30 protein-coding genes are annotated in these 23,848 nt (G+C 48.7%); 20 read left to right on the top strand and 10 right to left on the bottom strand.

What is annotated here, in order from left to right; all coding sequences use genetic code 11:
• The first annotated feature begins 192 nt into the window (after positions 1-192).
• The 9 genes from NGM62_RS12210 to NGM62_RS12170 all read left to right on the top strand — a co-directional run bounded on the left by NGM62_RS12210 (position 193) and on the right by NGM62_RS12170 (position 6,477).
• The gene (locus NGM62_RS12210; RefSeq protein WP_262248311.1) at positions 193-717 is read left to right on the top strand and encodes a DUF2249 domain-containing protein; all 525 of its coding nucleotides are present in this window, start codon (positions 193-195) and stop codon (positions 715-717) included.
• Positions 718-725: 8 nt separating this feature from the next.
• Entirely contained in the window at positions 726-1,562 is an 837-nt protein-coding gene (locus NGM62_RS12205; protein WP_262248309.1) for a DUF2249 domain-containing protein, read from the top strand.
• Positions 1,563-1,569: 7 nt separating this feature from the next.
• Positions 1,570-2,850, top strand: a complete 1,281-nt coding sequence (locus NGM62_RS12200; RefSeq protein ID WP_262248308.1) for a cytochrome C oxidase subunit I — start codon at positions 1,570-1,572, stop codon at positions 2,848-2,850.
• Positions 2,850-3,173, top strand: coding sequence for a metal-sulfur cluster assembly factor (locus NGM62_RS12195; protein ID WP_262248306.1), 324 nt, complete (start codon positions 2,850-2,852; stop codon positions 3,171-3,173). Before NGM62_RS12200 ends, NGM62_RS12195 begins: the two co-directional genes overlap by 1 nt.
• A 24-nt stretch (positions 3,174-3,197) precedes the next feature.
• A complete protein-coding gene (locus NGM62_RS12190) occupies positions 3,198-3,629 on the top strand; it encodes an RrF2 family transcriptional regulator (protein ID WP_262248304.1) in 432 nt (143 codons plus the stop codon).
• A gap of 76 nt (positions 3,630-3,705) precedes the next feature.
• On the top strand, positions 3,706-4,461 hold the full coding sequence (locus NGM62_RS12185) for a DUF2249 domain-containing protein (protein WP_262248303.1): 756 nt from the start codon (positions 3,706-3,708) through the stop codon (positions 4,459-4,461).
• Between the two features lie 16 nt (positions 4,462-4,477).
• The gene (locus tag NGM62_RS12180; protein ID WP_262248302.1) at positions 4,478-5,005 is read left to right on the top strand and encodes a hypothetical protein; all 528 of its coding nucleotides are present in this window, start codon (positions 4,478-4,480) and stop codon (positions 5,003-5,005) included.
• Between the two features lie 88 nt (positions 5,006-5,093).
• Positions 5,094-5,759 carry an HAD family hydrolase gene (locus NGM62_RS12175; protein WP_262248301.1) on the top strand — a complete coding sequence of 222 codons (666 nt, stop codon included), beginning with the start codon at positions 5,094-5,096 and terminating at the stop codon, positions 5,757-5,759.
• Positions 5,760-5,856: 97 nt separating this feature from the next.
• Positions 5,857-6,477 carry a response regulator gene (locus NGM62_RS12170; protein WP_262248299.1) on the top strand — a complete coding sequence of 207 codons (621 nt, stop codon included), beginning with the start codon at positions 5,857-5,859 and terminating at the stop codon, positions 6,475-6,477.
• Positions 6,478-6,480: 3 nt separating this feature from the next.
• Here NGM62_RS12170 and NGM62_RS12165 read toward each other — a convergent pair whose 3' ends face one another.
• Positions 6,481-7,983, bottom strand: a complete 1,503-nt coding sequence (locus NGM62_RS12165; protein WP_262248298.1) for an MDR family MFS transporter — start codon at positions 7,981-7,983, stop codon at positions 6,481-6,483.
• Between the two features lie 124 nt (positions 7,984-8,107).
• On the opposite strand from NGM62_RS12165, the gene NGM62_RS12160 reads away from it, so the two are divergent.
• The 3 genes from NGM62_RS12160 to NGM62_RS12150 are packed head-to-tail and all read left to right on the top strand — an operon-like array spanning position 8,108 to position 10,333.
• Positions 8,108-8,671: a DUF4256 domain-containing protein gene (locus NGM62_RS12160; protein WP_262248297.1), complete on the top strand. Its 564-nt coding sequence runs from the start codon at positions 8,108-8,110 to the stop codon at positions 8,669-8,671.
• Positions 8,672-8,691: 20 nt separating this feature from the next.
• Positions 8,692-9,153 carry a methyltransferase family protein gene (locus tag NGM62_RS12155; protein WP_262248295.1) on the top strand — a complete coding sequence of 154 codons (462 nt, stop codon included), beginning with the start codon at positions 8,692-8,694 and terminating at the stop codon, positions 9,151-9,153.
• 40 nt (positions 9,154-9,193) lie between these two features.
• Positions 9,194-10,333, top strand: coding sequence for a Gfo/Idh/MocA family protein (locus NGM62_RS12150; RefSeq protein WP_262248293.1), 1,140 nt, complete (start codon positions 9,194-9,196; stop codon positions 10,331-10,333).
• An 18-nt stretch (positions 10,334-10,351) separates the two neighbouring features.
• Here NGM62_RS12150 and NGM62_RS12145 read toward each other — a convergent pair whose 3' ends face one another.
• The 4 genes from NGM62_RS12145 to NGM62_RS12130 form a co-directional block, all read right to left on the bottom strand.
• The gene (locus tag NGM62_RS12145) at positions 10,352-11,074 is read right to left on the bottom strand and encodes a methyltransferase family protein (RefSeq protein WP_262248291.1); all 723 of its coding nucleotides are present in this window, start codon (positions 11,072-11,074) and stop codon (positions 10,352-10,354) included.
• Between the two features lie 4 nt (positions 11,075-11,078).
• The gene (gene cmoA / locus NGM62_RS12140; RefSeq protein ID WP_262248290.1) at positions 11,079-11,813 is read right to left on the bottom strand and encodes a carboxy-S-adenosyl-L-methionine synthase CmoA; all 735 of its coding nucleotides are present in this window, start codon (positions 11,811-11,813) and stop codon (positions 11,079-11,081) included.
• Between the two features lie 100 nt (positions 11,814-11,913).
• Positions 11,914-12,969, bottom strand: a complete 1,056-nt coding sequence (locus NGM62_RS12135; RefSeq protein WP_262248289.1) for a nucleoid-associated protein — start codon at positions 12,967-12,969, stop codon at positions 11,914-11,916.
• Between the two features lie 23 nt (positions 12,970-12,992).
• A complete protein-coding gene (locus NGM62_RS12130; protein ID WP_315975865.1) occupies positions 12,993-13,901 on the bottom strand; it encodes a histone deacetylase family protein in 909 nt (302 codons plus the stop codon).
• A gap of 110 nt (positions 13,902-14,011) precedes the next feature.
• Here NGM62_RS12130 and NGM62_RS12125 point away from each other — a divergent pair, with 110 nt between their 5' ends.
• Together NGM62_RS12125 and NGM62_RS12120 are read left to right on the top strand one after the other, a co-directional pair.
• Entirely contained in the window at positions 14,012-14,659 is a 648-nt protein-coding gene (locus tag NGM62_RS12125) for a YceH family protein (protein WP_262248288.1), read from the top strand.
• Positions 14,660-14,705: 46 nt separating this feature from the next.
• Complete coding sequence (locus NGM62_RS12120; RefSeq protein WP_262248287.1) at positions 14,706-15,176, top strand: universal stress protein; 471 nt, start codon at positions 14,706-14,708, stop codon at positions 15,174-15,176.
• Positions 15,177-15,263: 87 nt separating this feature from the next.
• Here NGM62_RS12120 and NGM62_RS12115 read toward each other — a convergent pair whose 3' ends face one another.
• On the bottom strand, positions 15,264-15,614 hold the full coding sequence (locus tag NGM62_RS12115) for a 4Fe-4S dicluster domain-containing protein (RefSeq protein WP_262248285.1): 351 nt from the start codon (positions 15,612-15,614) through the stop codon (positions 15,264-15,266).
• Positions 15,615-15,768: 154 nt separating this feature from the next.
• On the opposite strand from NGM62_RS12115, the gene NGM62_RS12110 reads away from it, so the two are divergent.
• The 6 genes from NGM62_RS12110 (at position 15,769) to NGM62_RS12085 (ending at position 20,546) form a co-directional block, all read left to right on the top strand.
• The gene (locus tag NGM62_RS12110; RefSeq protein ID WP_262248283.1) at positions 15,769-16,785 is read left to right on the top strand and encodes an acyl-CoA reductase; all 1,017 of its coding nucleotides are present in this window, start codon (positions 15,769-15,771) and stop codon (positions 16,783-16,785) included.
• 39 nt (positions 16,786-16,824) lie between these two features.
• The gene (locus NGM62_RS12105; protein WP_262248282.1) at positions 16,825-17,028 is read left to right on the top strand and encodes a fructose-6-phosphate aldolase; all 204 of its coding nucleotides are present in this window, start codon (positions 16,825-16,827) and stop codon (positions 17,026-17,028) included.
• 4 nt (positions 17,029-17,032) lie between these two features.
• Positions 17,033-17,713 carry a cell division ATP-binding protein FtsE gene (locus tag NGM62_RS12100; protein WP_262248280.1) on the top strand — a complete coding sequence of 227 codons (681 nt, stop codon included), beginning with the start codon at positions 17,033-17,035 and terminating at the stop codon, positions 17,711-17,713.
• Positions 17,714-17,856: 143 nt separating this feature from the next.
• A complete protein-coding gene (locus tag NGM62_RS12095) occupies positions 17,857-18,435 on the top strand; it encodes a nucleotide exchange factor GrpE (RefSeq protein WP_262248278.1) in 579 nt (192 codons plus the stop codon).
• 12 nt (positions 18,436-18,447) lie between these two features.
• Positions 18,448-19,593 (top strand): molecular chaperone DnaJ, encoded by a 1,146-nt coding sequence (gene dnaJ / locus NGM62_RS12090; RefSeq protein ID WP_262248277.1) that lies wholly within the window; start codon positions 18,448-18,450, stop codon positions 19,591-19,593.
• A gap of 368 nt (positions 19,594-19,961) precedes the next feature.
• The gene (locus tag NGM62_RS12085) at positions 19,962-20,546 is read left to right on the top strand and encodes a porin family protein (protein WP_262248276.1); all 585 of its coding nucleotides are present in this window, start codon (positions 19,962-19,964) and stop codon (positions 20,544-20,546) included.
• 54 nt (positions 20,547-20,600) lie between these two features.
• Here NGM62_RS12085 and NGM62_RS12080 read toward each other — a convergent pair whose 3' ends face one another.
• From NGM62_RS12080 to NGM62_RS12065, 4 genes are read right to left on the bottom strand one after another with little or no spacing between them, the layout of a single operon-like run.
• Positions 20,601-21,812, bottom strand: a complete 1,212-nt coding sequence (locus NGM62_RS12080) for an NADH-quinone oxidoreductase subunit D (RefSeq protein ID WP_262248275.1) — start codon at positions 21,810-21,812, stop codon at positions 20,601-20,603.
• Entirely contained in the window at positions 21,793-22,293 is a 501-nt protein-coding gene (locus tag NGM62_RS12075; protein ID WP_262248274.1) for an NADH-quinone oxidoreductase subunit C, read from the bottom strand. The genes NGM62_RS12080 and NGM62_RS12075 overlap by 20 nt, the downstream gene beginning before the upstream one ends.
• Before the next feature lie 13 nt (positions 22,294-22,306).
• Positions 22,307-22,960 carry a pyridoxamine 5'-phosphate oxidase gene (pdxH, locus tag NGM62_RS12070; RefSeq protein ID WP_262248272.1) on the bottom strand — a complete coding sequence of 218 codons (654 nt, stop codon included), beginning with the start codon at positions 22,958-22,960 and terminating at the stop codon, positions 22,307-22,309.
• A 13-nt stretch (positions 22,961-22,973) separates the two neighbouring features.
• Complete coding sequence (locus NGM62_RS12065; protein WP_262248270.1) at positions 22,974-23,786, bottom strand: M48 family metallopeptidase; 813 nt, start codon at positions 23,784-23,786, stop codon at positions 22,974-22,976.
• Between the last annotated feature and the right edge of the window lie 62 nt (positions 23,787-23,848).

Genomic DNA, 23,848 nt, shown 5'->3' with positions numbered 1-23,848 from the left:
AAATCTAACTTAAACTGCTGTCCTGTTTTCGGGGGGAATTATAGACGGGGCTGGCACGTGTTCCGACGAATAAATTGGCAAGGTTAGTAATCGCAGCGCATGTTTATAAAAGAATAAAAGTACTTTAATACTTTTATTTAAAATTTAATCTTTACTTTTGTTGCAAATACAACTCCATTAAAACTCATACGCATGCAAACAGCAGACGAAAAGATTATCAACGTTCAGGAAATCGAACCACGAATGAGGCACCAAACCATATTCAATGTATTCAATACCTTGAATGAAGGCGAGCATCTAATCATCCACAACAACCACGACCCGATGCCCGTGTACTATCAATTGATGAACCTACGGGGCAACATTTTCTCCTGGGAATACTTGCAAAAAGGCCCAGAGTGGTGGGACATCAAGGTTACCCGGCGGGTTCCCCTCGTTCCAACGGAACGGGAAGATGATGTTATCCTGGATATCCCTTCTATTGAACCGCAGCAAAAGCATGCGTTGATCTTCAACGTATTTGAAAACGTGAGGCCAGGTGATTCGTTCATTATTCACAACAATCACGACCCGAAGCCTGTTTATTATCAGTTGCAGGCGATGCACGGCGATGTCTTCACCTGGGAATATTTGCAGGAAGGGCCCGAATGGTGGGATATCCGGGTTACCAAAAAGGACGGGGCCGATACTGATAGCCAAAACGCCGGAAATAAATAAAAATTAATATGCTGATCAACGAGAAAACCAAAATTGCCGCCTTGTTGAAGCATCATCCCGATGCACTGGAGACCATCGTAACGCTCAGTCCGGACTTCAAAAAATTGAGAAACCCGGTTCTACGCGCGCTGATGGCCGGACGGACCACCATCGCAATGGCTTCCAAAATCGGTGGTTGCAAACCTGAGGACTTCTTCAGCGCCTTAGCACCTCTTGGCTTCGAGGTGGATTCATCCCAAACAGACACTACGGAAGATGCGGCACCGAAAAGCAAGCCTAAGCCCGACTACCTGCGGGATATCCCACAGGACCGCGTGATCAATTTCGACGTGCGTGCCATGCTGGCTGAAGGAAATGACCCGTTGAAATCCATCCAGCAAAAGGTGAAATCACTGAATCCGGGTGAAGTGCTGCTTATCATCAACAACTTCGAGCCCGTGCCGCTGATAAAGCTGCTGGAAAGGCAAGGCTTCCTGTCGTATGTAAACTTTGTTGATCAAGACACGATAGAAACTTATTTCTATAGGACAGATGCAGCCTATTCACCTCAAAAAGCGGCCGATGCCGAAGGTGAAAATGTGTCTACTTCCGGCGATTGGGATCTCCTGCTAAAGCAATTCGAGAATAACTTGGTAGATGTGGATGTCCGCCATTTGGAAATGCCCATGCCCATGATGACCATCCTTGAAAACCTCGAGGTTTTACCCCAAGGGAAAGCGCTGTATGTCCATCATAAGCGGATTCCCGTTTTCCTCCTCACGGAATTGAAAGAAAGGGAATTCGACTACCGGATAAAAGAAGTGCAAGACGGCGAAGTTTATCTGTTGATATTTAAAAATAAATAAGATTGCCATGATGTCTCCCCTTGTCGGCGGATTACAGAAAACAACCAATTATAAAGTGGTACTGCCATTTTATATCTACGCATCGCTAGGCTTCTTGCTGGGTTCACTCCTGCTTTTATTCACTACGGATGCCGTGGGCGCGCATCATTTCAATCCGCAAACATTGGCCGTTACCCATACCATGGCATTGGCGTGGGGTACCATGATTATCTTCGGCGCATCCCACCAACTCTTACCCGTATTGGTAGAGGGCAAATTGGACAGCGACCGGTTAGCCTACCTCACCTTCGGTTTCACCGCGGTGGGTATCCCCATCCTGATTTACGGTTTCTATGAATTTGATATGGGATGGCCCATGCAGGCCGGAGCGATACTGATCAATATCGGCGTCATCTGTTACCTGGCCAACGTAATAGGCAGTTCATTCAAAAAAAACAAAAGAAGCGTACATGCCTGGTACGTGATTACGGCAACATTGTGGCTATTCGCTACCACTTTTTTTGGCCTACTGCTGGTGCTGAACTTCCGTACCCCGATATTGCCCGGAAATTCGGTCGACTATTTGTCTATCCATGCCCACTTGGGTATTGTCGGGTGGTTTGTACTAATGGTGATCGGCGTGGGCTCGAGACTGATACCCATGTTTCTGATTTCCAAGTACACCAATGAAAAGATGCTATGGTGTGTCTTTGCGTTACTCAATCTGGCACTGATCGCCTTTTCGGTGTTATACCTTGTGACCTCTTCGCCCGCGCTGCTTTACATCCCTATTATCATGGGGCTGGTGGCTATCGTATTGTTTGGCAGGCACTGTTACCTAGCCTACAAAGCCCGGATCCGGAAAAGCGTTGACCAGCAGGTGAAAACATCGTTGATTTCCGTCGCACAGATGCTACTGCCCTTCGTGGCACTGATTGCCGCCTTGGCTTTCTTACCCAATGGCCAGTTTCCAAGGATAGCCATGCTATACGGTTTCTGCATCTTCTTTGGATGGATCACAGCCATCATTCTGGGCATGACCTTCAAAACGATGCCTTTTATTATCTGGAACAAGGTTTATCACAACAAGGCACATCAAGGACGGACACCCGCACCGAAAGAATTATTCAACGATGATGTCTATAAGATAATGCTGTACAGCTATCTGGCTGGTTTTATCATTTTTATCATAGGTATTATCGTGCTGAACGCGATTGTTTTAAAAATAGGTGCGCTGGCATTGCTCATCGCCGCTATATTATATGTGTACAATGTGATGATAGCCGCCAGCCATAAATCAAAACTATAATGGACGTCAAAACGAACAATAGTGAAAAGTGCGATTACGCATTGCAGGATCTGTATAATGTGTATGATCCGGAAATCGGCCTGAATATCGTGGACTTGGGGCTTATCTATGAAATATATTTTGATGACATAGACAAAAAGCTGACGTGCATCATGACCCTAACCACCCAGTTTTGCCCCATGGGCGACGCCATCACCACCGATACGAGGAATTCGTTGACCCAGTCGTTCCCCGATTGGGAGATAACCATCAACCTGGTGTTCGATCCGGCGTGGAGCTTCAGCATGCTTTCCCCGGATGGGAGGGCTTATTTAGGTCGATAGGGTAAACAAAACAAATAGAGCAGTATGCTGAGCTTAACATGCAAAACCGCTATTAAAGCTGTCATTTATCTATCGAGCAAAAGCGAAAGCGGTGAAAAAGCCAACATAAAGGAGATATCCAATAGAATCAACGGCAGCGAACACACTGTAGGAAAGATATTGCAGCTTTTGGCCCGCAAAAACATCATCAACAGCCTCAAAGGTCCCTCCGGTGGTTTTTACCTGAGCGGGGAGCAACAGGAACAGCCCATCATCAATATCGTTGAAGCCATCGAGGGCGATGGCATCTTTAAAGAGTGCGGGCTCGGCCTGAGCAAATGCTCTGCTTCCCACCCCTGCCCCATCCATGATGAATATAAAATTGCAAGGGAATTGATGGAGAAAATATTCAGGGAAAGGAAAGTGCGGGAACTCTGTAACTCGGTTACCAATGGGCTGGCTTATTTGATTGGTTAGACTGGAGGATTTGTGGATGAAGGATGAAGGATGAAGGATAAAGGAATATGGATTTTTGGACTGTAAATCATACAAGATGAAACTAGAAAAAAACGCAGATGGCGAATTGGATGTACGGGTACTGGTACCGATTCAACGGCACGAATTACTGATCAGGCTTTTTAAGGAATTGCCTGTGGATGATCACTTTGTTTTTATCAATGACCATGACCCAATACCGCTATTCTATGAATTCCGTTCAATCTATGGCGACGTTGTGGGATGGGAATACCTCAACCGGGGCGGCAGGGAATGGAAAGTAAAAGTAACCCGTTTGGAGGAGTCCAAAGGTGTGGAATTCAAGGGTATCTCAACACTATTGGATTTGAGAAAAGCAGATAAAAAAGAGTGGAAGCAAATTGTCTTTCACCGGTACGGCATGATGGAGGAGAATACCACCATGGAGTTGATCTCGGGTGAAGATCCAGTGGAAATACATGAGATTTTCATCAATAAATTTGAGGGTAAACACAGATGGATATATAAAAATAAAAGCGATGCGGAATACGTGATTCACATCACCAAGCAGGATAACAGCGGACTGGGAGACGATGGCTTCTCCGTAGTCAACGAGTTTGACCTGCGTCCATTCCCGCCAGCTGAAAGGCACGAACTATTTTATAAGGCATTTGCCGACATCAAACCGGGTGAGGCCTTCGAGTTTATAAATGACCACGACCCGAAACCATTATACTACCAGATGGAGGCCGAGAGCAAGGAGCCCTTCCGATGGGAATACATCGAAAAAGGCCCCGAAGATTGGAAAGTCAGGGTGGTTAAAGTAAATAACTAAAAAAGGAGGCCAATATATGGGTGTAATAAAGCGTAGAGCGCTCTATGAATTTTTCACAGCAGACCATAGGCGCATCGAGAGGATTTTGGAAGAGGCGACCGTTTATAAAGATAATGTCAATCTGGAAAAATACCACCATTTCAGGGTCGGTTTACTCACCCATATAAAAATGGAAGAGAAAATCCTTTTCGTGGCGGCGCAGAAGGCAAACGGCGGCGAACCTCTTCCATTACAAGCAAAGTTGCGATTGGACCATGCCGCCCTGACATCCTTACTCGTTTGCTATCCAACCCCCGATGTAATCAAGGTAATAGACCACGTCATGGAAGAGCACGATATCCTGGAAGAGGAAGAGGGCGGTATGTATGAGGCGTGCGAGCAGTTGACACAGCATGAAACCCAGCAGCTTCTGGAAGAGTTGAAAAGCGTCACTCCCGTTCCTGTCCATCCATTTAATGAGGCACCTTATGTACTGGATGTGGCCAAGCGTACCGTAAAACGGGCAGGATTCGATTTCGACGCGATAGTAGGTGCTTCAATTTGATTTAGTATATTTCAACGGTGGAAGATTTTGCGTGACCGATAACACCGATTAGATTTTCGTATCTTTATCAGATATTTAAGAATACGATATGATTGGAAATTGGAAAGCTGTGTTATTCGATTTGGATGGGACACTCATCGACTCCGAATGGTTTTACTACAAGGCATGGCGGAAAGCATTAGGACACTATGGATTCGTGTTAAATAGCGATATGTGGCTAAATGAACTTGCGGGAAAAACCGATAAACAAACATTAGAACATCTACGCGACCAACACGGTTTTGAAGTGAATCGCGAAGAATTCGCGGACCTCGTCAGAACGTTGATTGCCTCCCAACACGAGGTAGAAACGGTGTCGCTGATGCCGGGTACGACCGATCTAATCAACTTCCTGTACCAGCGGGGTGTTGTTATGGCCGTGATCACTTCCAGTAAACGTGAGGTTGCCACCTACCACCTAGAGCGTAACGGCCTGAGGCATTTTTTCAAAAAACTCGTAAGCCGCACTGATGTGCAACATCCGAAGCCAGACCCGGAGCCATACCTTCTATGCGCCGAGCAACTGGCGTTGGCACCCGAAGATTGCTTAGCATTGGAAGATTCCGTAACGGGTGCCACGGCGGCCAAAGCTGCGGGTGTAACCTGTTTTGGCGTACAGACGCACCCAACAATCAGGCAAGCATTGCCAGCCGACCGTACCTTCGACAACCTCCATGAGGTAAGGGAGTTCCTGGAAAGGATTGGGGCAAACTAGCGGCGTTTCCCCGGCGCAATACCCCCTAAAGGGGGGATACCAATGTACGTAAAAACGATACCTTTGGGGCACTGTATGATACTGAAACCGCTAACAAATGAATAACACCATAAAAGTAGCGATCGTCGATGATCATAAAATCCTCACGGAAGGGTTAAAAGGGCTCGTCGACGATTCCGAGCTGGCAACGGTGGTGGGTGTAGCCCATACCGCGGCCGACTGCCGGCATTCCATAGGGTTCTGGAAACCAGATGTGCTGCTCCTGGATGTCGGCCTGCCCGATATGAGTGGCATCGATCTATGCAAAGAGCTGACAACCAGATTCCCGCTCACCAAGGTTCTGGCACTCACCACGCACAATGAGTACACCGTGGTGCGGAAAATGCTCGACAACGGTGCGTCGGGCTACCTCGTCAAAAACGCCATGGCCGAAGAGGTATTGGCAGGCATTGAGGCAGTGGCTGCCGGCAAAACGTTTCTTTGCCACGAGATAGACGTCCTGATGAAAAAACCCTCATCCAAAAATATCTGGCTAAGCCAGCGCGAGCGGGAGCTGCTCAAGTTGATTTGCGAGGGATTGACCAATGCCGAAATCGCGGCCCAGATTTTCTTGAGTCCCGAAACGATCAAAAGCTACCGTAAAAACCTCCTTTTAAAGCTAGGCGCAAAAAATACCGCAGTACTCGTGAAAATGGCGATCGAGCAGAAACTGATCTGACCGTCACGGCGCACCCACGTCCAGTACCGACTTCTCGTTGATGCTTCTACGCGGCACCCGGTATATGCAAAAGAGGATAATCAGCGCGAAAAACGTGCACCCCAAATAGATATGTTGCATCGCTACGTTAATGGCATCGCGTATAAACGCTTTGGTCGACTCAGCCAGACCGGCGGCATGAATGATTTCCATCACGTTGCTTGTATACGAACGGAGTTCTTCGCTGCCACCTTCCACCTGCCGGAGGAAAGAGTTGTTGAAGACGGCACCAAAAATGGCAGCCCCCAGGCTTTGTCCCAGATTACGGCAGAAGACATTGGTGCTGGTTACCACACCCCTTTGTTTCCATGACACCATAGACTGCACGCCAACCATCGAGGGGGTAGACAACAAGCCGAATCCAGCACCGATTAGCACTTGGTTGAGGACAAGTAGGTATATAGGCTGCGGTTTCGGTATCAGGAGGAACCCGCCGCAGGCAATGACAACCAGTATGGCACCAATCAGTGACGTCTCACGGAATCCGATACGGAGATACAGCCTGCCAGACAATGCCGACGCCGTTGGCCACCCGATACTCATACTGGCGAGGATAAACCCCGAGGCTATGATACCCACACCGAGCGATGTCTGCGTAAACGTGGGCAAAAACGTCTCAGGGCCCATCAATACGATACCCATTCCAACCATGGCCAGATTGGTAAACGCCAGTGTCTTATTCTTCCATAGCCAAACGGGCATAATGGCGTCGGGTGACCTAACCTCGGTACGGAAAGCCAGCACACCAAACACCAAGATCGTCCCAAGCAACGCCAAGCTGGGCAGCGAAAACCAAGGCCACCCCTGCCCGCCTTCCAGCAGAAAAACAAACAATAATCCGAGGGTACAAAGAATAAGTAGCGCCCCCTTATAATCAATGGCAGGCTTTGCAGGCGTTACCCGCTCTTTGAAAAACACCGTCAGGAAGAAGATAGACACCGCTCCCAGCGGTAGGTTAATCAAGAATATCCAACGCCAATTGACATATTCGGCCAATGCACCGCCCAATGCCGGCCCCAGGATGGCACTCACCCCCCAAATGCTGGAAAGGTATCCCTGGATCTTAGCCCGCTCCTGCACGGTATAAATATCACCGGCAATCGTATTGACCGTTGCCATAATGGATCCGGCACCCAAACCCTGTATTCCGCGGAAAGCAATCAGCGAACCGATATTCCAAGCAGCGGCGGAAGCCGCCGAACCCAACAGGAAAACAGTAATTCCAAAAAGCAAAACCTTCTTACGTCCGAAGATATCCGAAAGCTTCCCATACAAGGGAATCGTAACCGTTTGCGCAAGCAGGTAAATGGAAAATACCCAAGAGAATTTAGTGAACCCGCCCAAATCGGAAACAATCTGTGGAATAGCGGTAGATACGATGGTGATATCCATCGCGGCCAGGGTCATGGTCATCATCAGGGCGGCCAGTATCCATCCCCGCTTCTGTTCACCTGTCTGTTTGTCCATGCGGCAAAGGTACCTTTTATAACTATTTTAACATCGCACTCGGCTAATTCGAGTGTAATTGCTAAGTTTGAATATTATAACCGGTACGGATGTATACCTATCAATTGAATTAATCGACGGTATAATGACGACAAAAAAAGAACTGACACCGACACAGCAGGACGAATTGCTCCGCATACTCGAGGAGCGCTTTGAAAAAAACATGGATCGGCATAAGGGTTACCAATGGAGCAAAATCGAAGCTAAACTGGAAGCAAGCCCCCAAAAACTTTGGTCGCTCGACGAGATGGAGACCACTGGCGGTGAGCCGGATGTTATTGGCCAGGACAAAAAAACAGGCGAATACCTCTTCGTTGATTGCTCGGCAGAAAGTCCAAAGGGCCGCCGAAGTATCTGTTACGACCACGATGCGCTGGAGTCGAGGAAAACACATAAACCTGCAGACAGTGCGGTAGGCATGGCCAACGAGATGGGGATCGACCTGCTGACCGAAGAACAGTACCATGTGTTGCAGCAATTGGGTAATTTCGACACGAAAACATCCAGTTGGCTAAAAACCCCCTCAACTGTCAGGGAGCTTGGCGGCGCTATCTTCGGCGATCGGCGGTTCGGACGCATATTCATCTACCACAATGGTGCCGAATCATACTACGGTGCCCGGGGCTTCCGCGGCATATTATCAGTTTGAATAAACAAAACAGTAGCAAAATGAATCACCCGGGTGTTTATATACCGCCGCCCATTTTTTTCATTACCACATTTGTTGCTGCGGTATTTATCCAACGATGGCTGCCCATAAACTGGGGGTTCTTCGATTCCAAGCTGGCCAACGCTATCGGTGTGTTTATCCTATTTATCGGATTATTGTTCGTTATTCCCGCATTATATCGGTTCGCGAAATCAAAAAACACGGTAATCACTGTCAAACCTGCAAATACATTGCAAACTTCCGGTATCTACGCCATTAGCCGCAACCCGATGTATGTCAGTTTACTTTTACTCTACCTGGGGTTTACCTGTATTATAGGTAATTGGTGGAACATCATACTTGCCCCTATACTGGTCCTCGTTGTGCAAGAATACATCATCAAACGCGAGGAACGCTACCTTGACCAGCGTTTTGGCCAAGCATTCAAGAACTACAAGTTGCGTGTACGCCGGTGGATTTGACAGCTATTTCAATAAATATTAGATATACTACGAAAACATCATGAAGAATTCAAGACGCCATTTCCTTCAACAAATAGCTGCCTCAGCGGCTACTTTACCTTTCCTTTCCGCTTACGATGCATTCGGCAACAGTAATTTCAGCGCCAGCAATTTACATCCCATCATCCCGCAGGGTCCAACCCTCCGGGTGGCCTTGATGGGGCTTGGTGGCTATGCGTCGCGGGTTGCGGAGGCGATGCAATCGTGCAAACGGGCCAAAATAACGGGGCTAATCAGTGGAACGCCGGCTAAATTGGACGACTGGGGGGCACGCTTTGCTGTTCCCGAAAAGAGCCGATACAATTACGAGAATTTCGATGCCATCAAGGACAACCCGGATATCGACGCAGTATATGTAATTACGCCGAATGCACTCCACCACGACCAAGCCATCAGGGTGGCCAAAGCGGGCAAACACGTAATCTGTGAAAAGCCAATGGCCCTCAATGCACGCGAAGGACAGGAAATGGTTGATGCATGTTCGCGCGCCGGCGTCAAACTATTGGTGGGTTACCGCATGCACTTCGAACCGAAAACCGTGGAAGTGGTACGAATGCGTGCTGCAGGCGAATTCGGGAAAATCAAGTTTTTCCAAGGGCTATCTGGATTCCGAATCGGCGACCCCAGCCAGTGGCGCCTAAATAAGCAGCTGGCCGGTGGCGGAGCCATGATGGATATCGGCATATATGCAATCAATGGAGCGCGATATATGGTGGGCGAAGAGCCTATCTGGGTTACTGCACAGGAAACCAAAACAGATCCGGTGAAATTTAAGGAGGGAGTAGATGAAACCATTCTTTTCCAATTGGGCTTCCCCAGCGGTGCGGTGGCATCATGCCTCTCTACCTACAACATGAACAACCTAGACCGGTTTTTCTTAAATGGCGAAAAGGGATTTGCAGAGCTGCAACCTTCCACAGGTTACGGCCCCATCAAAGGGCGCACCAATAACGGCGAACTAACACAGCCCCATGTAACCCACCAAACTTTACAGATGGACAGGATGGCCGGGATTATATTGGACGGCGACACACCGCTCATACCCGTAGATGGCCAAGAGGGGCTGAAAGATCTCAAAATAATCGATGCAATTTACCGGGCTTGCGCTACAGGAACAAAGGAGGAACTCAACCTTGGTTAAAACAGCAGATATACAGTGTTATACGTTGGTCCACTTTCCTGACTTCTTAAGGTATCGGATGGTGCCGTAATAGCAAGCTAATATCACCACGGCAATAATAAACCAGGTGTTCCGCGCGTTGGTGTCCCACTGCCAATGGTCGTATTTGAATATGAGGATAACAGCGATACACAGCATCCATACCACCTGTGTGTTGTATTCCCGGATCAACCAGCGTTTCCACGAAAAATGCATGCCCGAAATGGTTTTCCCCAATCCAACGGGATTAATCAGCCAACGGTGCACACGCTTCGTGTAAGCGTCGAAATCGCTGCCGAACTTATTCCTCAAGAAATTCTCCTCCGCCAAGACTATTGCTTGGTATATGAAAAGAAAAATAGGTATAAAAACCACTAGGTAGAGCAACGAGTTTACGAGAACACCCACACCAACAAGCATCAGGATGTTGCCCACATACAGCGGGTTACGGCAATGTGCAAAGATGCCATCGGTTACCAATGTATTGGCGTATACTTTCTTGTCCTTACCGCCCCTTACAATATAGGCCAGCGAAATCGTCGCCCCGCGGATGAGCTGGCCCACTACTGTAATAACCAGCCCGATAATCAGCGGGTATTGGTAGTGCCGAGGGCCAAATGCCGCCTCGCCGAAAACAGGGGTAGACGGAATGAAAAGAGCAAGGTAAAGAAAAATAAAAAGGAAGTTCCGGTATTTGAAAAAGAAATTGCCGATCTGTACCATGCTATCAGTTTTTTACGGCAACAAACCCCGAAAAATTATACCACTTGAAGAACACTTCCGTGTGGCCAAAACCGGCTTCCATCAACATTTTCATATTCTCGCTCAGTTTGTAAGGTACCAATACGTTCTCCAGTGCTTCACGCTTCTGAGATATTTCCAGTTCACTGTACTCATTGCGGCGTTTATAGTCGTAGTAGTACTTGATGAAGTTACGGTTGAACAGGCTGTCCTCGGCCAGAATCTTTTCAGAAACCACCAATACACCACCCGGATTGAGCCCCTCATAAATCCGCCGGAGCAATTTCTCCCGGTATATGGGGCGTACAAACTGCAGCGTGAGACAAAGCACTACGGCCGAAGCATTTTCAATGGCAAAGTCGTGATGCAAATCTGAATTTTTCAATTCAAACGCACGGCTAAGTCCGGCCTCCTTCAGCTTTTCAGCACACTTTTGGAGCATGTCCTTCGAGTCGTCGACCCCCACAAAACGAATGCTTTCATCAACCAACGGATCGAGGTTCAAAAAGGTGGTCCCCGTTGAGCAGCCCAGATCATACACATTGGTGCCCGGCGTTGCAAACTCACGCACCTGTTCAATGATCATCCGCTGTATCTCATTGTAATAAGGAACCGAGCGCTCAACCATATCATCAAACGCGTTGGCAACCGTAGCACCGAATTTAAAATCGGAGGGCTTCTTGATCACCTCATTGAATACGTCATCCTTCTTTTTCGTCATAAAATTTATTGGGCTACGTTAACTGAAAACGGCTTTAAATGGCCACCAAAGTAGTCGCAGAATCTGGAAAGAATCTGGAAAGAATCCTACCACAATCGCCCTAATGTTCTTCCCTGAAGTACACTTTATAATAGTTCATCCCCTTTTCCTCGTCGAACCCTTTTTCGATATATTCCCTCTTTCCGTGCACGTAAATATGGAAATTCTTATCCAATTTCAATACGCTTTTGTAAACCGCATTAGCCTTCTTCACAGCACCCTTGGCAATATCAAACTGCTCGCCGAAGGGCGACTCATAATCGGATTCAAACTGTTGGCGGTAATCGTTAAATAGCGCCACAGCCTGCGGATTACCCAGCACCTCCTCTTCAAACTCCTTGGTTTTGAACGTATCCTTCTCCTTGAAGTAGTCCATCGAGCGGTTCAGCAGGTCGATCTTATCGGTACGTTCCAATTCAAACGATCCGTCGAGACCCTCGTCGACAAACGCTTTGTACACCTTCAGGAAATTGCCCGTTTTATTAAACGAGTCGTTGCGTGTCTTTATGCCGAGAAAACCATCTTTCCAATAGGCGGCTTCCTGTTGACGGTTGGTCTGGTCTATAGCAAGCACCTTATAGCCTTCTTCGCCTTCGGTATTGACAATGATGCACCCTTTATCCAGCTTGTTAATGTTGATCGCCTCCTGTTCGTACCCCAGTTCAAAAGCATGCTGTACGGGCGATACCGTAAGGAAAGGCTCTTTGCTTTCAGATTTGAATATCCCGATAGCGTCGTGCTCCTCCCCTTCCAGTTGCACATTCCGCAGGTGCGTCACATACAGCTCCCCACCTTTGATATTCGGGTGGTTTGAAGCTTCGAAGAGGTGCTTGCACAGCTGTTCTCCCAACGCCTGGAAATCAAGACCACCCTCAAAAAACGACTTCGAAAAGTGATAAATCTCGTTCAGCTCCACCGTTCCGCTAGCATGTGCCAGCCGATATACTTCATTTACCTTGGTAAATGGGCTAAGGAAGTAATGCATCAGCAGCGAAGCAAGTACCTCGTCTTGCAAAGCGATGGGCGCTTCACTGAGTACATAAAATTCATCACGCAGCTTATTGCCCACACGGTGTATGGCCAGCTGGCCAATGGCTGCATCGTTGTAGTAAAACATCTTTTAAAATTTTGTAGTTGGGTTCAATCATACACACGGACCGCTTCCTCAAATGTTTGGCAATGGGCGTCGACAATATCGCGGATATGAGGAGAGTAACCACCCCCCATGCTCACCTGCACGGGCACATCCGCCGACTGGCAATAGTGAAACACCATTGCATCCCGTTGTCTACATCCCGCTTTGGTCAATGCCAGCTTCCCCAGTTTGTCTGTCTCCAACACATCAACACCCGCTTGGTAAAACACGAAATCGGGTTCAACCTGTTTGAAAATCAATTCCAAGTGCTGGTCGAGCAGCTTAAGATACGTGCTGTCATCTGTCCCATCGGCCAAACCCACGTCCACATCGGACTGCTCCTTCCTGAATGGGAAATTACGTTGACCGTGCATCGAAAAGGTAAACACCCGTGGGTTGCCATTAAAAATCTGGGCCGTTCCATTCCCTTGGTGTACATCCAGGTCGACAATGAGTACGCGGCTACAAATCCCTTCATTTACCAACCACGCCGCGGCCACACCTTGGTCATTGAGCAGGCAGAAACCTTCGCCCCAGTTGTAACCCGCATGATGGGTACCTCCCGCCACATTGAAAGCGACCCCATACTCCAGCGCATACCCGCACCCCGCTATTGTCCCCTGTACGATACGCAACTCACGTTCTACCAACAGGTCGGACAACGGGAAGCCGATACGCCTTACCATCGCTTTTGGGAGCGATGTATCGATCAATTGACGGCAATAATCCGCGGCATGTGCCAACGTGATGGTGCCGAACGTGGCCAACCCCGGCTCAAACAGGTCGTCCGGTTGGACCGTACCGTTATGGATCAGCTGGGCCGGGATCAATTCGTATTTCTCCATGGGAAAGCGATGCCCAACGGGCAACGGGTGGGAATAACTAGGATGGTAAGCAATCCGGAGCAACGGCATAACGATTTAATCCGACGAAGATAGCAAATCGTGCCTTTTTTTAGCAGAAAGTTGTTTAATTGGGATAAATACTTCATTTTTGGACAGTAACAATTTGATAAAGCCGAACCATGGATACGATACCACAACTACCTATCTTATCTGCCGAGGAGCAACGCGTACTGGGTGTTTTAATGGAAAAATCGAGGGCAACACCCGAATATTACCCACTTACACTGAATGCATTAGTAGTTGCCTGCAACCAGAAAACATCTCGAAAGCCGGTTGTCCAGTACGACGATAACACGGTCATTACTACGCTCGATACCCTCCGGAAGAAAGGATTAGTCTCAACGGTTGTGGGAGGATCGAGTAGGGTTACCAAATACAAACACAATTTCGCGGTGGTATACCCTGTTATTCCCGCCCAAGTCACCATTATCTGCCTGTTGCTATTACGGGGCCCACAGACGCCGGGTGAGCTGAATACCAATTCAGGGCGCATGTACGAGTTCGAATCGCTCGAAGAGGTGCAATCGTTATTGGATGGTATGGCCAACGAAGACCAACCTTATGTCATGCAACTGCCAAAGCGACCGGGGCAAAAAGAAGCGCGCTATATGCATGTACTGGGCGGCAGGGAAATTCCGGAAGAGGATGACCTGGCTGCAGACAGCTCGGAAAACCCAGCCGGATTAGCAGCACGGCTGGCCAAAGTGGAAGGCGATCTCGCCGCATTACGGGCCGAATTTGACAAGCTGATGCAGGAGCTATCGTAATTGTTGTTATATTTACAGAAGTTACGGAATAATAAACCAGCTCGTTATGGAAACGAAATCAGTAGCTTACAATCGCATCCTCATCGCTACAGACGATAGCGAATGTTCAAAAAAAGCGTTGCAGCATGGCTATAACCTTGCTAAGATCATGGGAGCATCCGTTGCACTCATCCATGTTATCGAGCCCGCCGCGCCGACCAACTACGGGGCCGACCCATTAATGGGGCAGCAACCCATTATTGTTCCCGAAGCCACCGAAATACAAGAGGAGAACTCCAAATCAATGTTAGATGAAATCAGCAAAAAGTTTGAAGATCTCAAGGAAGTATTTACGTTCAACCGGATTGGAAATCCGAAGCAGGAGATACTTACCGTGGCCAGCGAGTGGGCCGCAGACCTGATCATCATGGGCACCCACGGCCGCACAGGTTTCGACCATTTCATATCCGGGAGTGTATCGGAAAGCGTCATTAGGCGGGCCTCATGTCCGGTATTAGTCGTTCCCAGCAAATGCTAACCACAACACCACATGCGCATAACTAAAAAGGCCCTTCACTCTTGGTGAAAGGCCTTTTTAACATATACGTGTCTGCTTCACACCATATCATTCCCCATGGAGCCAAGCTTTCTTAGCCAATAACTCCTCTTCCGTCTCACGGATATCTTCATCGTCTACACAACAATCCACCGGACATACCGCCGCACATTGCGGTTCATCGTGGAAACCCACACATTCGGTACATTTGTCCGAAACGATATAATAAACCTCGTCCGATATGGCCGATTGCTCTTCGTCCGCATCGACGGTGGTTCCATCACCGAAATCGATAACGCCATGCAAGCTTGTCCCGTCAGAGAAGCGCCAGTTCACTCCGGCATCATATATTGCATTGTTCGGGCATTCGGGCTCACATGCCCCGCAGTTTATGCATTCATCTGTTATCTTAATTGCCATCTCACTCTTACGCTTACGAATAAAATAAAAAAAACTATTTTTGCTACTTGATTGAAAAATTTCACTACAAAATTAGTCGTCTTTTTGTTGCTATCCAAATTTAGCGACAAATATATAACAAATCTCGTGCAATATTGGCTTTAAGATTCAGATTTTGACAAAGAAAAAACGGATAAACTCCTTTACCAGATTGGGCGATTACCTGCGGTCGGGCGACCCCGCACTGCAGCATATCGCAGAGACTGCTTATAACCATAATCCATGGTTCACACCCGCAGACGTACACCGGGCATTGGCAGCAACTGCCCACAACCTATCAAACGATCGGCTCCAGGATTGGTTGGCCCCCTACCCTTTCGATGGGGATACCGATATGACCGTGGGGTTGGTTCTGGCTGGCAACATCCCATTGGTAGGCTTCCACGACATCCTCTGTGTACTTTGCGCAGGCTACAACGTGCAAGTTAAAACTGCAGCGGCCGACCCCATCCTTACCTTCCACCTACTGACGAAACTGCGGGAGATCGACCCGGACTTTACCGCTAAGATCAGCGTGACCGACCGGTTGGCCAATTTCGATTTGGTAATCGCCACGGGCAGTGATAACAGCTCGCGATATTTCTCTTATTATTTCGGAGACAAACCACACATCATACGAAAAAACAGAAACAGCGTTGCCATCCTCACCGGCACGGAAACCAACGAGGAGCTGCAGCTCCTTGGCCACGATATCTTCGACTACTTCGGACTCGGCTGCCGCAATGTCTCAAAACTATTTGTGCCCCAAGGTTTCGACCCGGCCGACTTCTTCCAGGGGATTACAGGGTTTGCCGACATCATTAACCACCACAAGTATGCGAACAACTATGATTACAATAAATCCATATATCTTATTAATGGCGACGAGCACTTCGATAACGGCTTTCTATTATTGAAACCTGACGAGCGGATAGCTTCGCCGTTGGGGGTGGTTTATCTTGAGACGTATGCGACGGGAAGCGAGCTTACCGAAAGACTGGAGGGGTTGGCACCCCAATTGCAATGCGTGGTTTCCAAAGGGCAGTTGCCAATCGCCACGCCGGTAGTACAGTTCGGGCAAAGCCAACAGCCGGCCCTCGACGACTATGCCGATGGAGTGAATACATTGGATTTTTTAGCTGCACACCGATGAAGCCTTTATCTTTCAGGTAATAATGCTAACTTTGCGATTATGTATGTCATCAAAGTAAAAGGCGTGGCCAAAATACCGGATTATGTCCAGCTACGCGATGATGAGTTTACATTACTAGCCTACTTCCGGGTAGACCGGCCCGACAAGTCCCTCGAGAAATTGGGATTGAGTGAAAAAGCGGCAGATATCATGGAGATAGTCAAAGAAATGCCCTTCGGGCAAATTAAAAAATTAGAATTGTAACTATATGATCGGCGATACGGTAATCACACTTAAAAATGTTGATATCTACCAACCCAAGCACCTGGTACTCGCTAACGTAAATCTCACCATCGATAAAGGGGAATTTGTTTTCCTGATCGGCCAGACAGGCAGCGGCAAGAGCAGTCTTCTCAAGATCATTTATGGTGATCTGCACATTGGCAGCGGTGAAGGGATGGTAGCCGGATTCGACCTTAAAAAGCTAAATGAGCGCGAGATCCCATTCCTCCGCCGTAAACTGGGCATCGTTTTCCAGGATTTCCATCTGCTGACTGACCGGACGGTGGAGAAAAACTTGGCGTTCGCATTGCGCGCCACCGGCTGGAAGGATAAAAACCTCATCAATAACCGGATGCTGGATGTACTCGAAAAAGTGGGCCTTCGTTCCAAACTCAAAAAAATGCCCCACGAGCTGTCTGGGGGCGAACAGCAGCGGGTGGTAATTGCTCGGGCTCTGCTCAACAACCCCGAGATCATCTTGGCCGATGAGCCCACCGGCAACCTGGACCCCGAGACCTCCGAGGAGATCGTCCTCCTGCTGAAAGAAATCAGCCGGGGAGGTACCTCCATCCTGATGGCAACGCACGACTATCAGATCATCCGTAATATGCCCTCACGGATTATTAAGACCGCAGATAGCATATTGCACGACAATGTGACAATATAACCCCTGATAAGCAGCCGTAACCCAAGTTAAGTACGCCACTTTGGACACAGCAGGCAAAAAAAACTGACAGGGTGACCGAATTTCGCTGCTGGCAGCGAAATTGCGGTTATAAGGAACAATTGACAAGATGTTTGATAACAGCTATGGCAAAAAATAAGAAAACAGAACACAACGACAATAACGACCCAATGGGAAATCCCGACGTATCCGTAAATGAAACACCAGCAACGGACACTGTGCCTCCCCAGGAGGAACAGGCTGCCGAAGAGCAGGTTACTACGGAGCAATTGCGTGCCGACCTCGATACGGCAAACGACAAATACCTACGCCTCTATGCAGAGTTTGACAATTACAAACGCCGCGTGGCCAAGGAACGCATTGAACTCATGCAAGTAGCCGGGAAAGAGGTCATCTCAAACTTATTGCCCGTGATTGACGACTTAGACCGGGCCCTTAAGGCATTTGAAACGGCCACTGAAGTGGCCCCGATACAAGAAGGCATCTCGCTGGTTGCCCAAAAGCTAAAAACCATTCTGGCAAACCAAGGACTCAAAGAGATGGAATCTATCGGAAAACCATTCGATGCCGACTTGCAGGAGGCCATCACCAATGTCCCGGCACCAAGCGATGACCTCAAGGGAAAAGTGATTGACGAGATTGAAAAGGGATATTTCTTACATGACAAGGTATTGCGCCACGCTAAAGTCGTTGTTGGTAGTTAACGGATTATAAGCATGGCAAAACAAGACTATTACGATATATTGGGCATTTCACGTAATGCTGACCAGGCTGAAATCAAGTCGGCTTATCGCAAATTGGCCATCAAGTATCACCCGGACAAGAATCCGGACAATAAGGAAGCAGAAGAGAAATTCAAAGAAGCAGCAGAGGCATACGAAGTGCTTAGCAATCCGGAGAAACGGCAGCGTTACGACCAGTTCGGACACGCGGGCGGAGCTTCGGGAGGTTTTAGTGGTGGCGGGATGAATATGGAAGACATATTCAGCCAATTTGGAGACATCTTCGGCGGTGGTGGCAGTCCATTCGAAAGTTTTTTCGGCGGCGGGCAGCGAAGTGGCCGCCGTGTCTCCAAGGGGTCGAACCTACGCATTAAAGTTAAATTGACATTGAGTGAAATCGCCAAGGGGGCGGAAAAGAAAATCAAGGTCAACAAAAAAGTGGTCTGCTCCACGTGCGATGGAACCGGCGCCAAAGACAAGTCATCGTTCAACACATGCCGCACTTGCGGCGGAACGGGTGCCGTACGGCGGGTTACCAATACCATCCTCGGCCAAATGCAAACCACCAGTACATGTCCGACATGTAACGGCGAAGGAGTGGAAATATCCGCAAAGTGTACCACATGCCACGGCGATGGCCTCACCCGCGGTGAAGAAACCATCACCATTAATATACCTGCAGGTGTAAGTGAGGGCATGCAGTTGTCCATGAGCGGAAAAGGAAATGCAGCACCCCGCGGCGGCATCCCCGGTGACCTGATCATCCTCATCGAAGAAATACCCCACGAAACGCTAAAGCGAGATGGTACCAATGTAATCTACGACCTGTATATCAATTTCGTGGATGCCGCACTGGGTACCAACGTGGAAGTACCAACAATCGACGGCAAAGCCAAAATTAAAATCGACTCCGGCACACAGGGAGGCAAAATACTGCGCCTGAAAGGCAAAGGTGTGCCGGAAGTGAATTCATACCACAAGGGAGACCAGTTGGTATACGTGAACGTCTGGACACCAAAAGCCCTCTCGCCCGACGAGAAGGAGCTCCTGGAACGACTACGCAATTCACCGAACTTCAAGCCACAACCCGGCCGGAATGAAAAATCATTTTTCGAACGTGTAAAAGAGTATTTCGAATAAATCGAACGCTCAAAAAAACATACTCAACTAGTAGGCCCTCGACAACAGACGAGGGCTTTTTTTTGTCTATATTTTTAGAATTGACTATATATATTAAAAAGTCAATACCTAGTTTCTATAAATTTGATAGCTAACATTGTTGTCGATTTATCAAATAATATGTTATGTATTTGTTTCGTAAAAAGATTGATACTCGTCAGTAAGATGCATTTCGATGAAAAGATGAAAGCGACAAAACAATGACAAACTAAATCACCTAAAAATAATTTCTGGCATTGCTATTGTAATATTGACTTCGAAAGTCAAATGGTATAAACATACAGTCTATACGAATTGGCTGGGAGTTTTTAACTAAAATTTATCACATCATGAAAAAACTATTTTTAACTTTATCAGCAGCCGTAGCATTAACCTTCGCCGCCCAGGCACAGACCGAGAAAGGCAAGACCATTCTGGGTGGAACTGTATCGTACGATTATTCGAATGTGAAAGACGTTGACGGCAGCGTCCAAAGCTTTTCCATCATACCTAGTGTTGGTGTATTTGTAAACGACAATGTGGCAGTAGGCCTCGGCATCGGTTACGCATGGGGTCAAGAAGACAATGGTACTAACAAAACCAAGATTGGCGAATTTTCTGCTGCCCCCTATGCCCGCCTCTACAAAGGCGATGGTAACTTCAAATTCTTCGGGCAGCTTTCCGTACCGATGGGTTGGGGCAACTCGAAGGTTGACGACACCAAATTAGGCAGCTCCGAGCGTTACGGCGTCGAACTGGCTCCGGGTTTTGCTTTCTTCCCTACCAATAAGATAGGCATCGAATTTTCGGTAAGGGGTCTGTATTACCAAAACAGCACATTGAAGTCGGAGGGTGGCGACAATGTTTCGACCAACTCGTTCGGTTTGGACGCCAGCTCGTTCGCACCTCGGATCGGGCTTCAGTTCTATTTCTAAGTATAAACAGACACTAGCGTAAAGAGCGTCCGGGCGGGTAGCCCGGACGTTTTTTTATCGGTCCACCTCTCCCAGCACAATATCTATCGATCCCAGAATAGCAATCAAGTCTGCAATCAGTACGCCTTTTGCCAACTCCGGGAGCACAGAAAGGTTATGGAAGCTCGGCCCCCGGGCCTTCACCCGCTTCGGGATATCCGTTTTCTCCTGCGTCACGAAATAGAATCCCAACTCACCCTTTGGGTTTTCTGCGCGCACATAATAGTCCTGTGCTTTGAGGTTTACTTTTTTCGGCACCAAAGCCCGCGGGTCGAAATCGGCGGTGCGCTTCAACGGTCCTTCCAGCCGCTCCAGGCATTGTTCGATAATCCGCACAGACTCCTTGACTTCATCGATCCGTACTTTGAACCGGTCCCAGCAATCCCCCTTGCTGCCCATCTCCCCCTTACCTACCGGTATATCGAATTCCAATTCGGGATATACCGAATATTCGTCGACCCGCCTCAAATCCCATTTGACGCCCGAGGCGCGCAGCATCGGCCCGGAGCAACCGTAATTGATTGCCACGTCGGCCGGCAGAATCCCTATATTTGCTGTCCGCGAGATAAAAATCTGGTTGTCTGTCAGCAACTCGTCGAGCTCTGGCAACTTCGGTTTGAAATACCGTACAAACTCACTGCACCTTGCCTCGAAGCCCACGGGCAGGTCATAAAACAACCCGCCTACCCAAATATAATTATAAAGCATGCGCGACCCCGATGCCCATTCAAGCATATTCATGATATGTTCTCGGTCGCGGAAGCACCACATGAACGGAGTAAAAGCCCCGATGTCTATCCCGTAGGTTCCGATGGCAATCAAGTGCGAGGCGATACGGTTGAGCTCACAGACCAGTACACGGATATACTCAATGCGCTTCGGTATTTTCCGGTCGATACCTAGCATGCGCTCCACCCCCATCACAAAAGCGTGGCTGTTGTTCATCGACGCCAGGTAGTCCAAGCGGTCGGTAAACGGGATGGTCTTACCATAATTCATTGACTCCGCATGCTTCTCAAAGCAGCGGTGCAGGTAGCCTACATGGGGGATGACCTCTTTAACCAACTCGCCGTCGGTTATCAGCTGCAGGCGTAGCACCCCGTGGGTAGAGGGGTGCTGGGGCCCCATGTTGATCACCATTTCTTCGGCACCTACGGCTGCCAATCGGGCCTCGTATGCCCGAAGTGCCTCCTGGTAGGGCGGTGTGTCATTTAATTGGAATGCCATGATATGCTTCTGCTTCTTCGTAGTCCTTACGCAAGGGATATCCTTCCCAATCGTCTGGCAGCAATATCCGCCGTAGGTCCGGATGCCCGTCAAAATAAATACCCATGAGGTCAAATGCTTCCCGCTCATGCCAGTCGGCCGTGCGCCAAACCCCGCTTACGGTAGGCACCACCGGAAGGTTATCGAGCGTCCTGTCGTTTTCTATAGTTGTTTTCAGGGTTAGCTGGTGCTGGTGGGGTATGGAAGCCAAGTGGTACACTACTGTAAACGAACCGCTCTCCACACCGTTATCCACGGCGCTGATACAGGAAAGAAAATCGAAATAGGTCTCTTCATGATCGCGGAGATACAAACAGACCTCAGGCAGCGCTTCCGAGGCTACCACGAGTGCGGCCTGGAGCCCCGACTCCTCTATGGCAACAATCGCTTGGTTGCCAAACGCTGCTACTAGCAGCTCTTGAACACGTGTTATAATTTCCATTCAAATTGAGTGGTTAAGGTGCCAGCCGGCTGACTTCCCATTCCGTACCCTGCTGTGTATATACCAACCTATCGTGGAGCCGGTTATCGCCCCCCTGCCAAAACTCTATCCGATCCGGATGTAGGCGGTAGCCCCCCCAATGGGATGGCCGTGGAATCCGGGTACCATCCTTGTACTGCTGTTCCAACTCGTCCAGTTTCGTGCTAAGCGTTTCCCTACCGGTAATCTCCCGGCTCTGCGGCGACGCAATGGCTCCCAGCTGGCTGCCCCGGGGCCTGGAGTGGAAGTAAGTTTCAGACTGCTCGGCAGACATCTTTGATACCCGTCCCACTACGCGCACCTGCCGCTGCAGCTCCGGCCAGAAAAATAATAAAGCAGCCTTGGGGTTGCCTTGTAGCTCAACACCCTTCTGGCTCTCATAATTGGTGAAAAATCCGAAACCATTGTCGTCCAAATCTTTGAGCAGTACAATCCGTGCCGAAGGTTGTCCATTGGACGATACCGTAGCCAGTGTCATGGCATTTGGTTCCATCACATCTTTTTCTAGCGCCTCTTCAAACCAATCCCGGAATTGTTCTATGGGATCGGGGCGGAGCTCGTCTTCACTCAACTCACCCATCTTATACGCCGTCCGGATAACTCCGATATCAATACGTTTCAATGTCATTCCCGTTTACGCCTTATTTCTTATAATAGCTCAACGCTTCGGGCATCAGTTTTTTGATGTTATTGATACGCCGGGCGTCACTAGGGTGCGTGCTCAGGAATTCGGGGGGTGCTCCCCCGCCCTGCGCTTCTTTCGCTTGGGCCATACGCTCCCAAAAACCGATGGCTTCATTGGGGTCATACCCCGCCATGGCCATGAATACCAGTCCTAACCGATCGGCTTCACTTTCCTGATTACGCGAGTAATTCAGTAATGCCAGCTGGCCACCCAAGCCATAGGCCGTATTGAGCACAGCCCGGGTGGTACTCGATTTTTCGGCTGTGGCCACGTCCACGGCAACACCACCTGCCTGCGCCAATATCGTTTGAGACATGCGCTCGGCCGAGTGCTTGGCAATGGCGTGTGCTATTTCGTGTCCCATTACCGTGGCAAGTCCTGCCTCGTTCTTGGTAACCGGCAGAATGCCGCTATACACCGCAACCTTCCCGCCGGGCATACACCAAGCATTTATCTGGTTCTCCTCAATCAGGTTGAACTCCCAGTGGAAATCATACTGGTTGCCGTACCCGTTCTCCTGCAAGAAACGGTTTACCGCATTTGCAATATTTTTTCCCACCCGCTGCACCATTTGTGCCTGATTGCTGCTCTTAATCACCTTGGTTTCCGAATCGTCCAGGAAATCCTTGTACACCAGCGCAGCCTGTTGCTGAATTTCAGCCTCGTTTACTAAACTCAATTGCTTCCTTCCAGTCAGCGGCACGGTTGCGCATGATGCGATGATAATTGCACCCAATAGGATGCAACCACGTGTGATAATATTGTTCATTTGAATATATTTAAATCTGGCTCCACAATTCAACTTTTTAAAATGGCCTCAGCCACGCATTT

It is taken from the genome of Parapedobacter soli, from assembly GCF_025460835.1.
GTDB lineage: Bacteria > Bacteroidota > Bacteroidia > Sphingobacteriales > Sphingobacteriaceae > Parapedobacter > Parapedobacter soli.
Note: the sequence above shows the minus strand (reverse complement) of the source record. Positions and strands in the feature narration are given on the sequence as shown.

What these genes read in the sequence shown, in the direction of transcription:
- NGM62_RS12165 (WP_262248298.1), bottom strand. Translation starts at nt 7,983, where the DNA reads ATGGACAAACAGACAGGTGAACAGAAGCGGGGATGGATACTGGCCGCC.
- NGM62_RS12125 (WP_262248288.1), top strand. Translation starts at nt 14,012, where the DNA reads ATGGATACGATACCACAACTACCTATCTTATCTGCCGAGGAGCAACGC.
- NGM62_RS12075 (WP_262248274.1), bottom strand. Translation starts at nt 22,293, where the DNA reads ATGGAAATTATAACACGTGTTCAAGAGCTGCTAGTAGCAGCGTTTGGC.
- NGM62_RS12080 (WP_262248275.1), bottom strand. Translation starts at nt 21,812, where the DNA reads ATGGCATTCCAATTAAATGACACACCGCCCTACCAGGAGGCACTTCGG.
- NGM62_RS12085 (WP_262248276.1), top strand. Translation starts at nt 19,962, where the DNA reads ATGAAAAAACTATTTTTAACTTTATCAGCAGCCGTAGCATTAACCTTC.
- NGM62_RS12195 (WP_262248306.1), top strand. Translation starts at nt 2,850, where the DNA reads ATGGACGTCAAAACGAACAATAGTGAAAAGTGCGATTACGCATTGCAG.
- NGM62_RS12120 (WP_262248287.1), top strand. Translation starts at nt 14,706, where the DNA reads ATGGAAACGAAATCAGTAGCTTACAATCGCATCCTCATCGCTACAGAC.
- NGM62_RS12180 (WP_262248302.1), top strand. Translation starts at nt 4,478, where the DNA reads ATGGGTGTAATAAAGCGTAGAGCGCTCTATGAATTTTTCACAGCAGAC.
- NGM62_RS12130 (WP_315975865.1), bottom strand. Translation starts at nt 13,901, where the DNA reads ATGCCGTTGCTCCGGATTGCTTACCATCCTAGTTATTCCCACCCGTTG.
- NGM62_RS12160 (WP_262248297.1), top strand. Translation starts at nt 8,108, where the DNA reads ATGACGACAAAAAAAGAACTGACACCGACACAGCAGGACGAATTGCTC.
- pdxH (WP_262248272.1), bottom strand. Translation starts at nt 22,960, where the DNA reads ATGACATTGAAACGTATTGATATCGGAGTTATCCGGACGGCGTATAAG.
- NGM62_RS12065 (WP_262248270.1), bottom strand. Translation starts at nt 23,786, where the DNA reads ATGAACAATATTATCACACGTGGTTGCATCCTATTGGGTGCAATTATC.
- NGM62_RS12170 (WP_262248299.1), top strand. Translation starts at nt 5,857, where the DNA reads ATGAATAACACCATAAAAGTAGCGATCGTCGATGATCATAAAATCCTC.
- NGM62_RS12145 (WP_262248291.1), bottom strand. Translation starts at nt 11,074, where the DNA reads ATGGTACAGATCGGCAATTTCTTTTTCAAATACCGGAACTTCCTTTTT.
- NGM62_RS12095 (WP_262248278.1), top strand. Translation starts at nt 17,857, where the DNA reads ATGGCAAAAAATAAGAAAACAGAACACAACGACAATAACGACCCAATG.
- NGM62_RS12150 (WP_262248293.1), top strand. Translation starts at nt 9,194, where the DNA reads ATGAAGAATTCAAGACGCCATTTCCTTCAACAAATAGCTGCCTCAGCG.
- NGM62_RS12100 (WP_262248280.1), top strand. Translation starts at nt 17,033, where the DNA reads ATGATCGGCGATACGGTAATCACACTTAAAAATGTTGATATCTACCAA.
- NGM62_RS12190 (WP_262248304.1), top strand. Translation starts at nt 3,198, where the DNA reads ATGCTGAGCTTAACATGCAAAACCGCTATTAAAGCTGTCATTTATCTA.
- cmoA (WP_262248290.1), bottom strand. Translation starts at nt 11,813, where the DNA reads ATGACGAAAAAGAAGGATGACGTATTCAATGAGGTGATCAAGAAGCCC.
- NGM62_RS12185 (WP_262248303.1), top strand. Translation starts at nt 3,706, where the DNA reads ATGAAACTAGAAAAAAACGCAGATGGCGAATTGGATGTACGGGTACTG.
- NGM62_RS12200 (WP_262248308.1), top strand. Translation starts at nt 1,570, where the DNA reads ATGATGTCTCCCCTTGTCGGCGGATTACAGAAAACAACCAATTATAAA.
- NGM62_RS12135 (WP_262248289.1), bottom strand. Translation starts at nt 12,969, where the DNA reads ATGTTTTACTACAACGATGCAGCCATTGGCCAGCTGGCCATACACCGT.
- NGM62_RS12205 (WP_262248309.1), top strand. Translation starts at nt 726, where the DNA reads ATGCTGATCAACGAGAAAACCAAAATTGCCGCCTTGTTGAAGCATCAT.
- NGM62_RS12175 (WP_262248301.1), top strand. Translation starts at nt 5,094, where the DNA reads ATGATTGGAAATTGGAAAGCTGTGTTATTCGATTTGGATGGGACACTC.
- NGM62_RS12210 (WP_262248311.1), top strand. Translation starts at nt 193, where the DNA reads ATGCAAACAGCAGACGAAAAGATTATCAACGTTCAGGAAATCGAACCA.
- NGM62_RS12115 (WP_262248285.1), bottom strand. Translation starts at nt 15,614, where the DNA reads ATGGCAATTAAGATAACAGATGAATGCATAAACTGCGGGGCATGTGAG.
- NGM62_RS12105 (WP_262248282.1), top strand. Translation starts at nt 16,825, where the DNA reads ATGTATGTCATCAAAGTAAAAGGCGTGGCCAAAATACCGGATTATGTC.
- NGM62_RS12155 (WP_262248295.1), top strand. Translation starts at nt 8,692, where the DNA reads ATGAATCACCCGGGTGTTTATATACCGCCGCCCATTTTTTTCATTACC.
- dnaJ (WP_262248277.1), top strand. Translation starts at nt 18,448, where the DNA reads ATGGCAAAACAAGACTATTACGATATATTGGGCATTTCACGTAATGCT.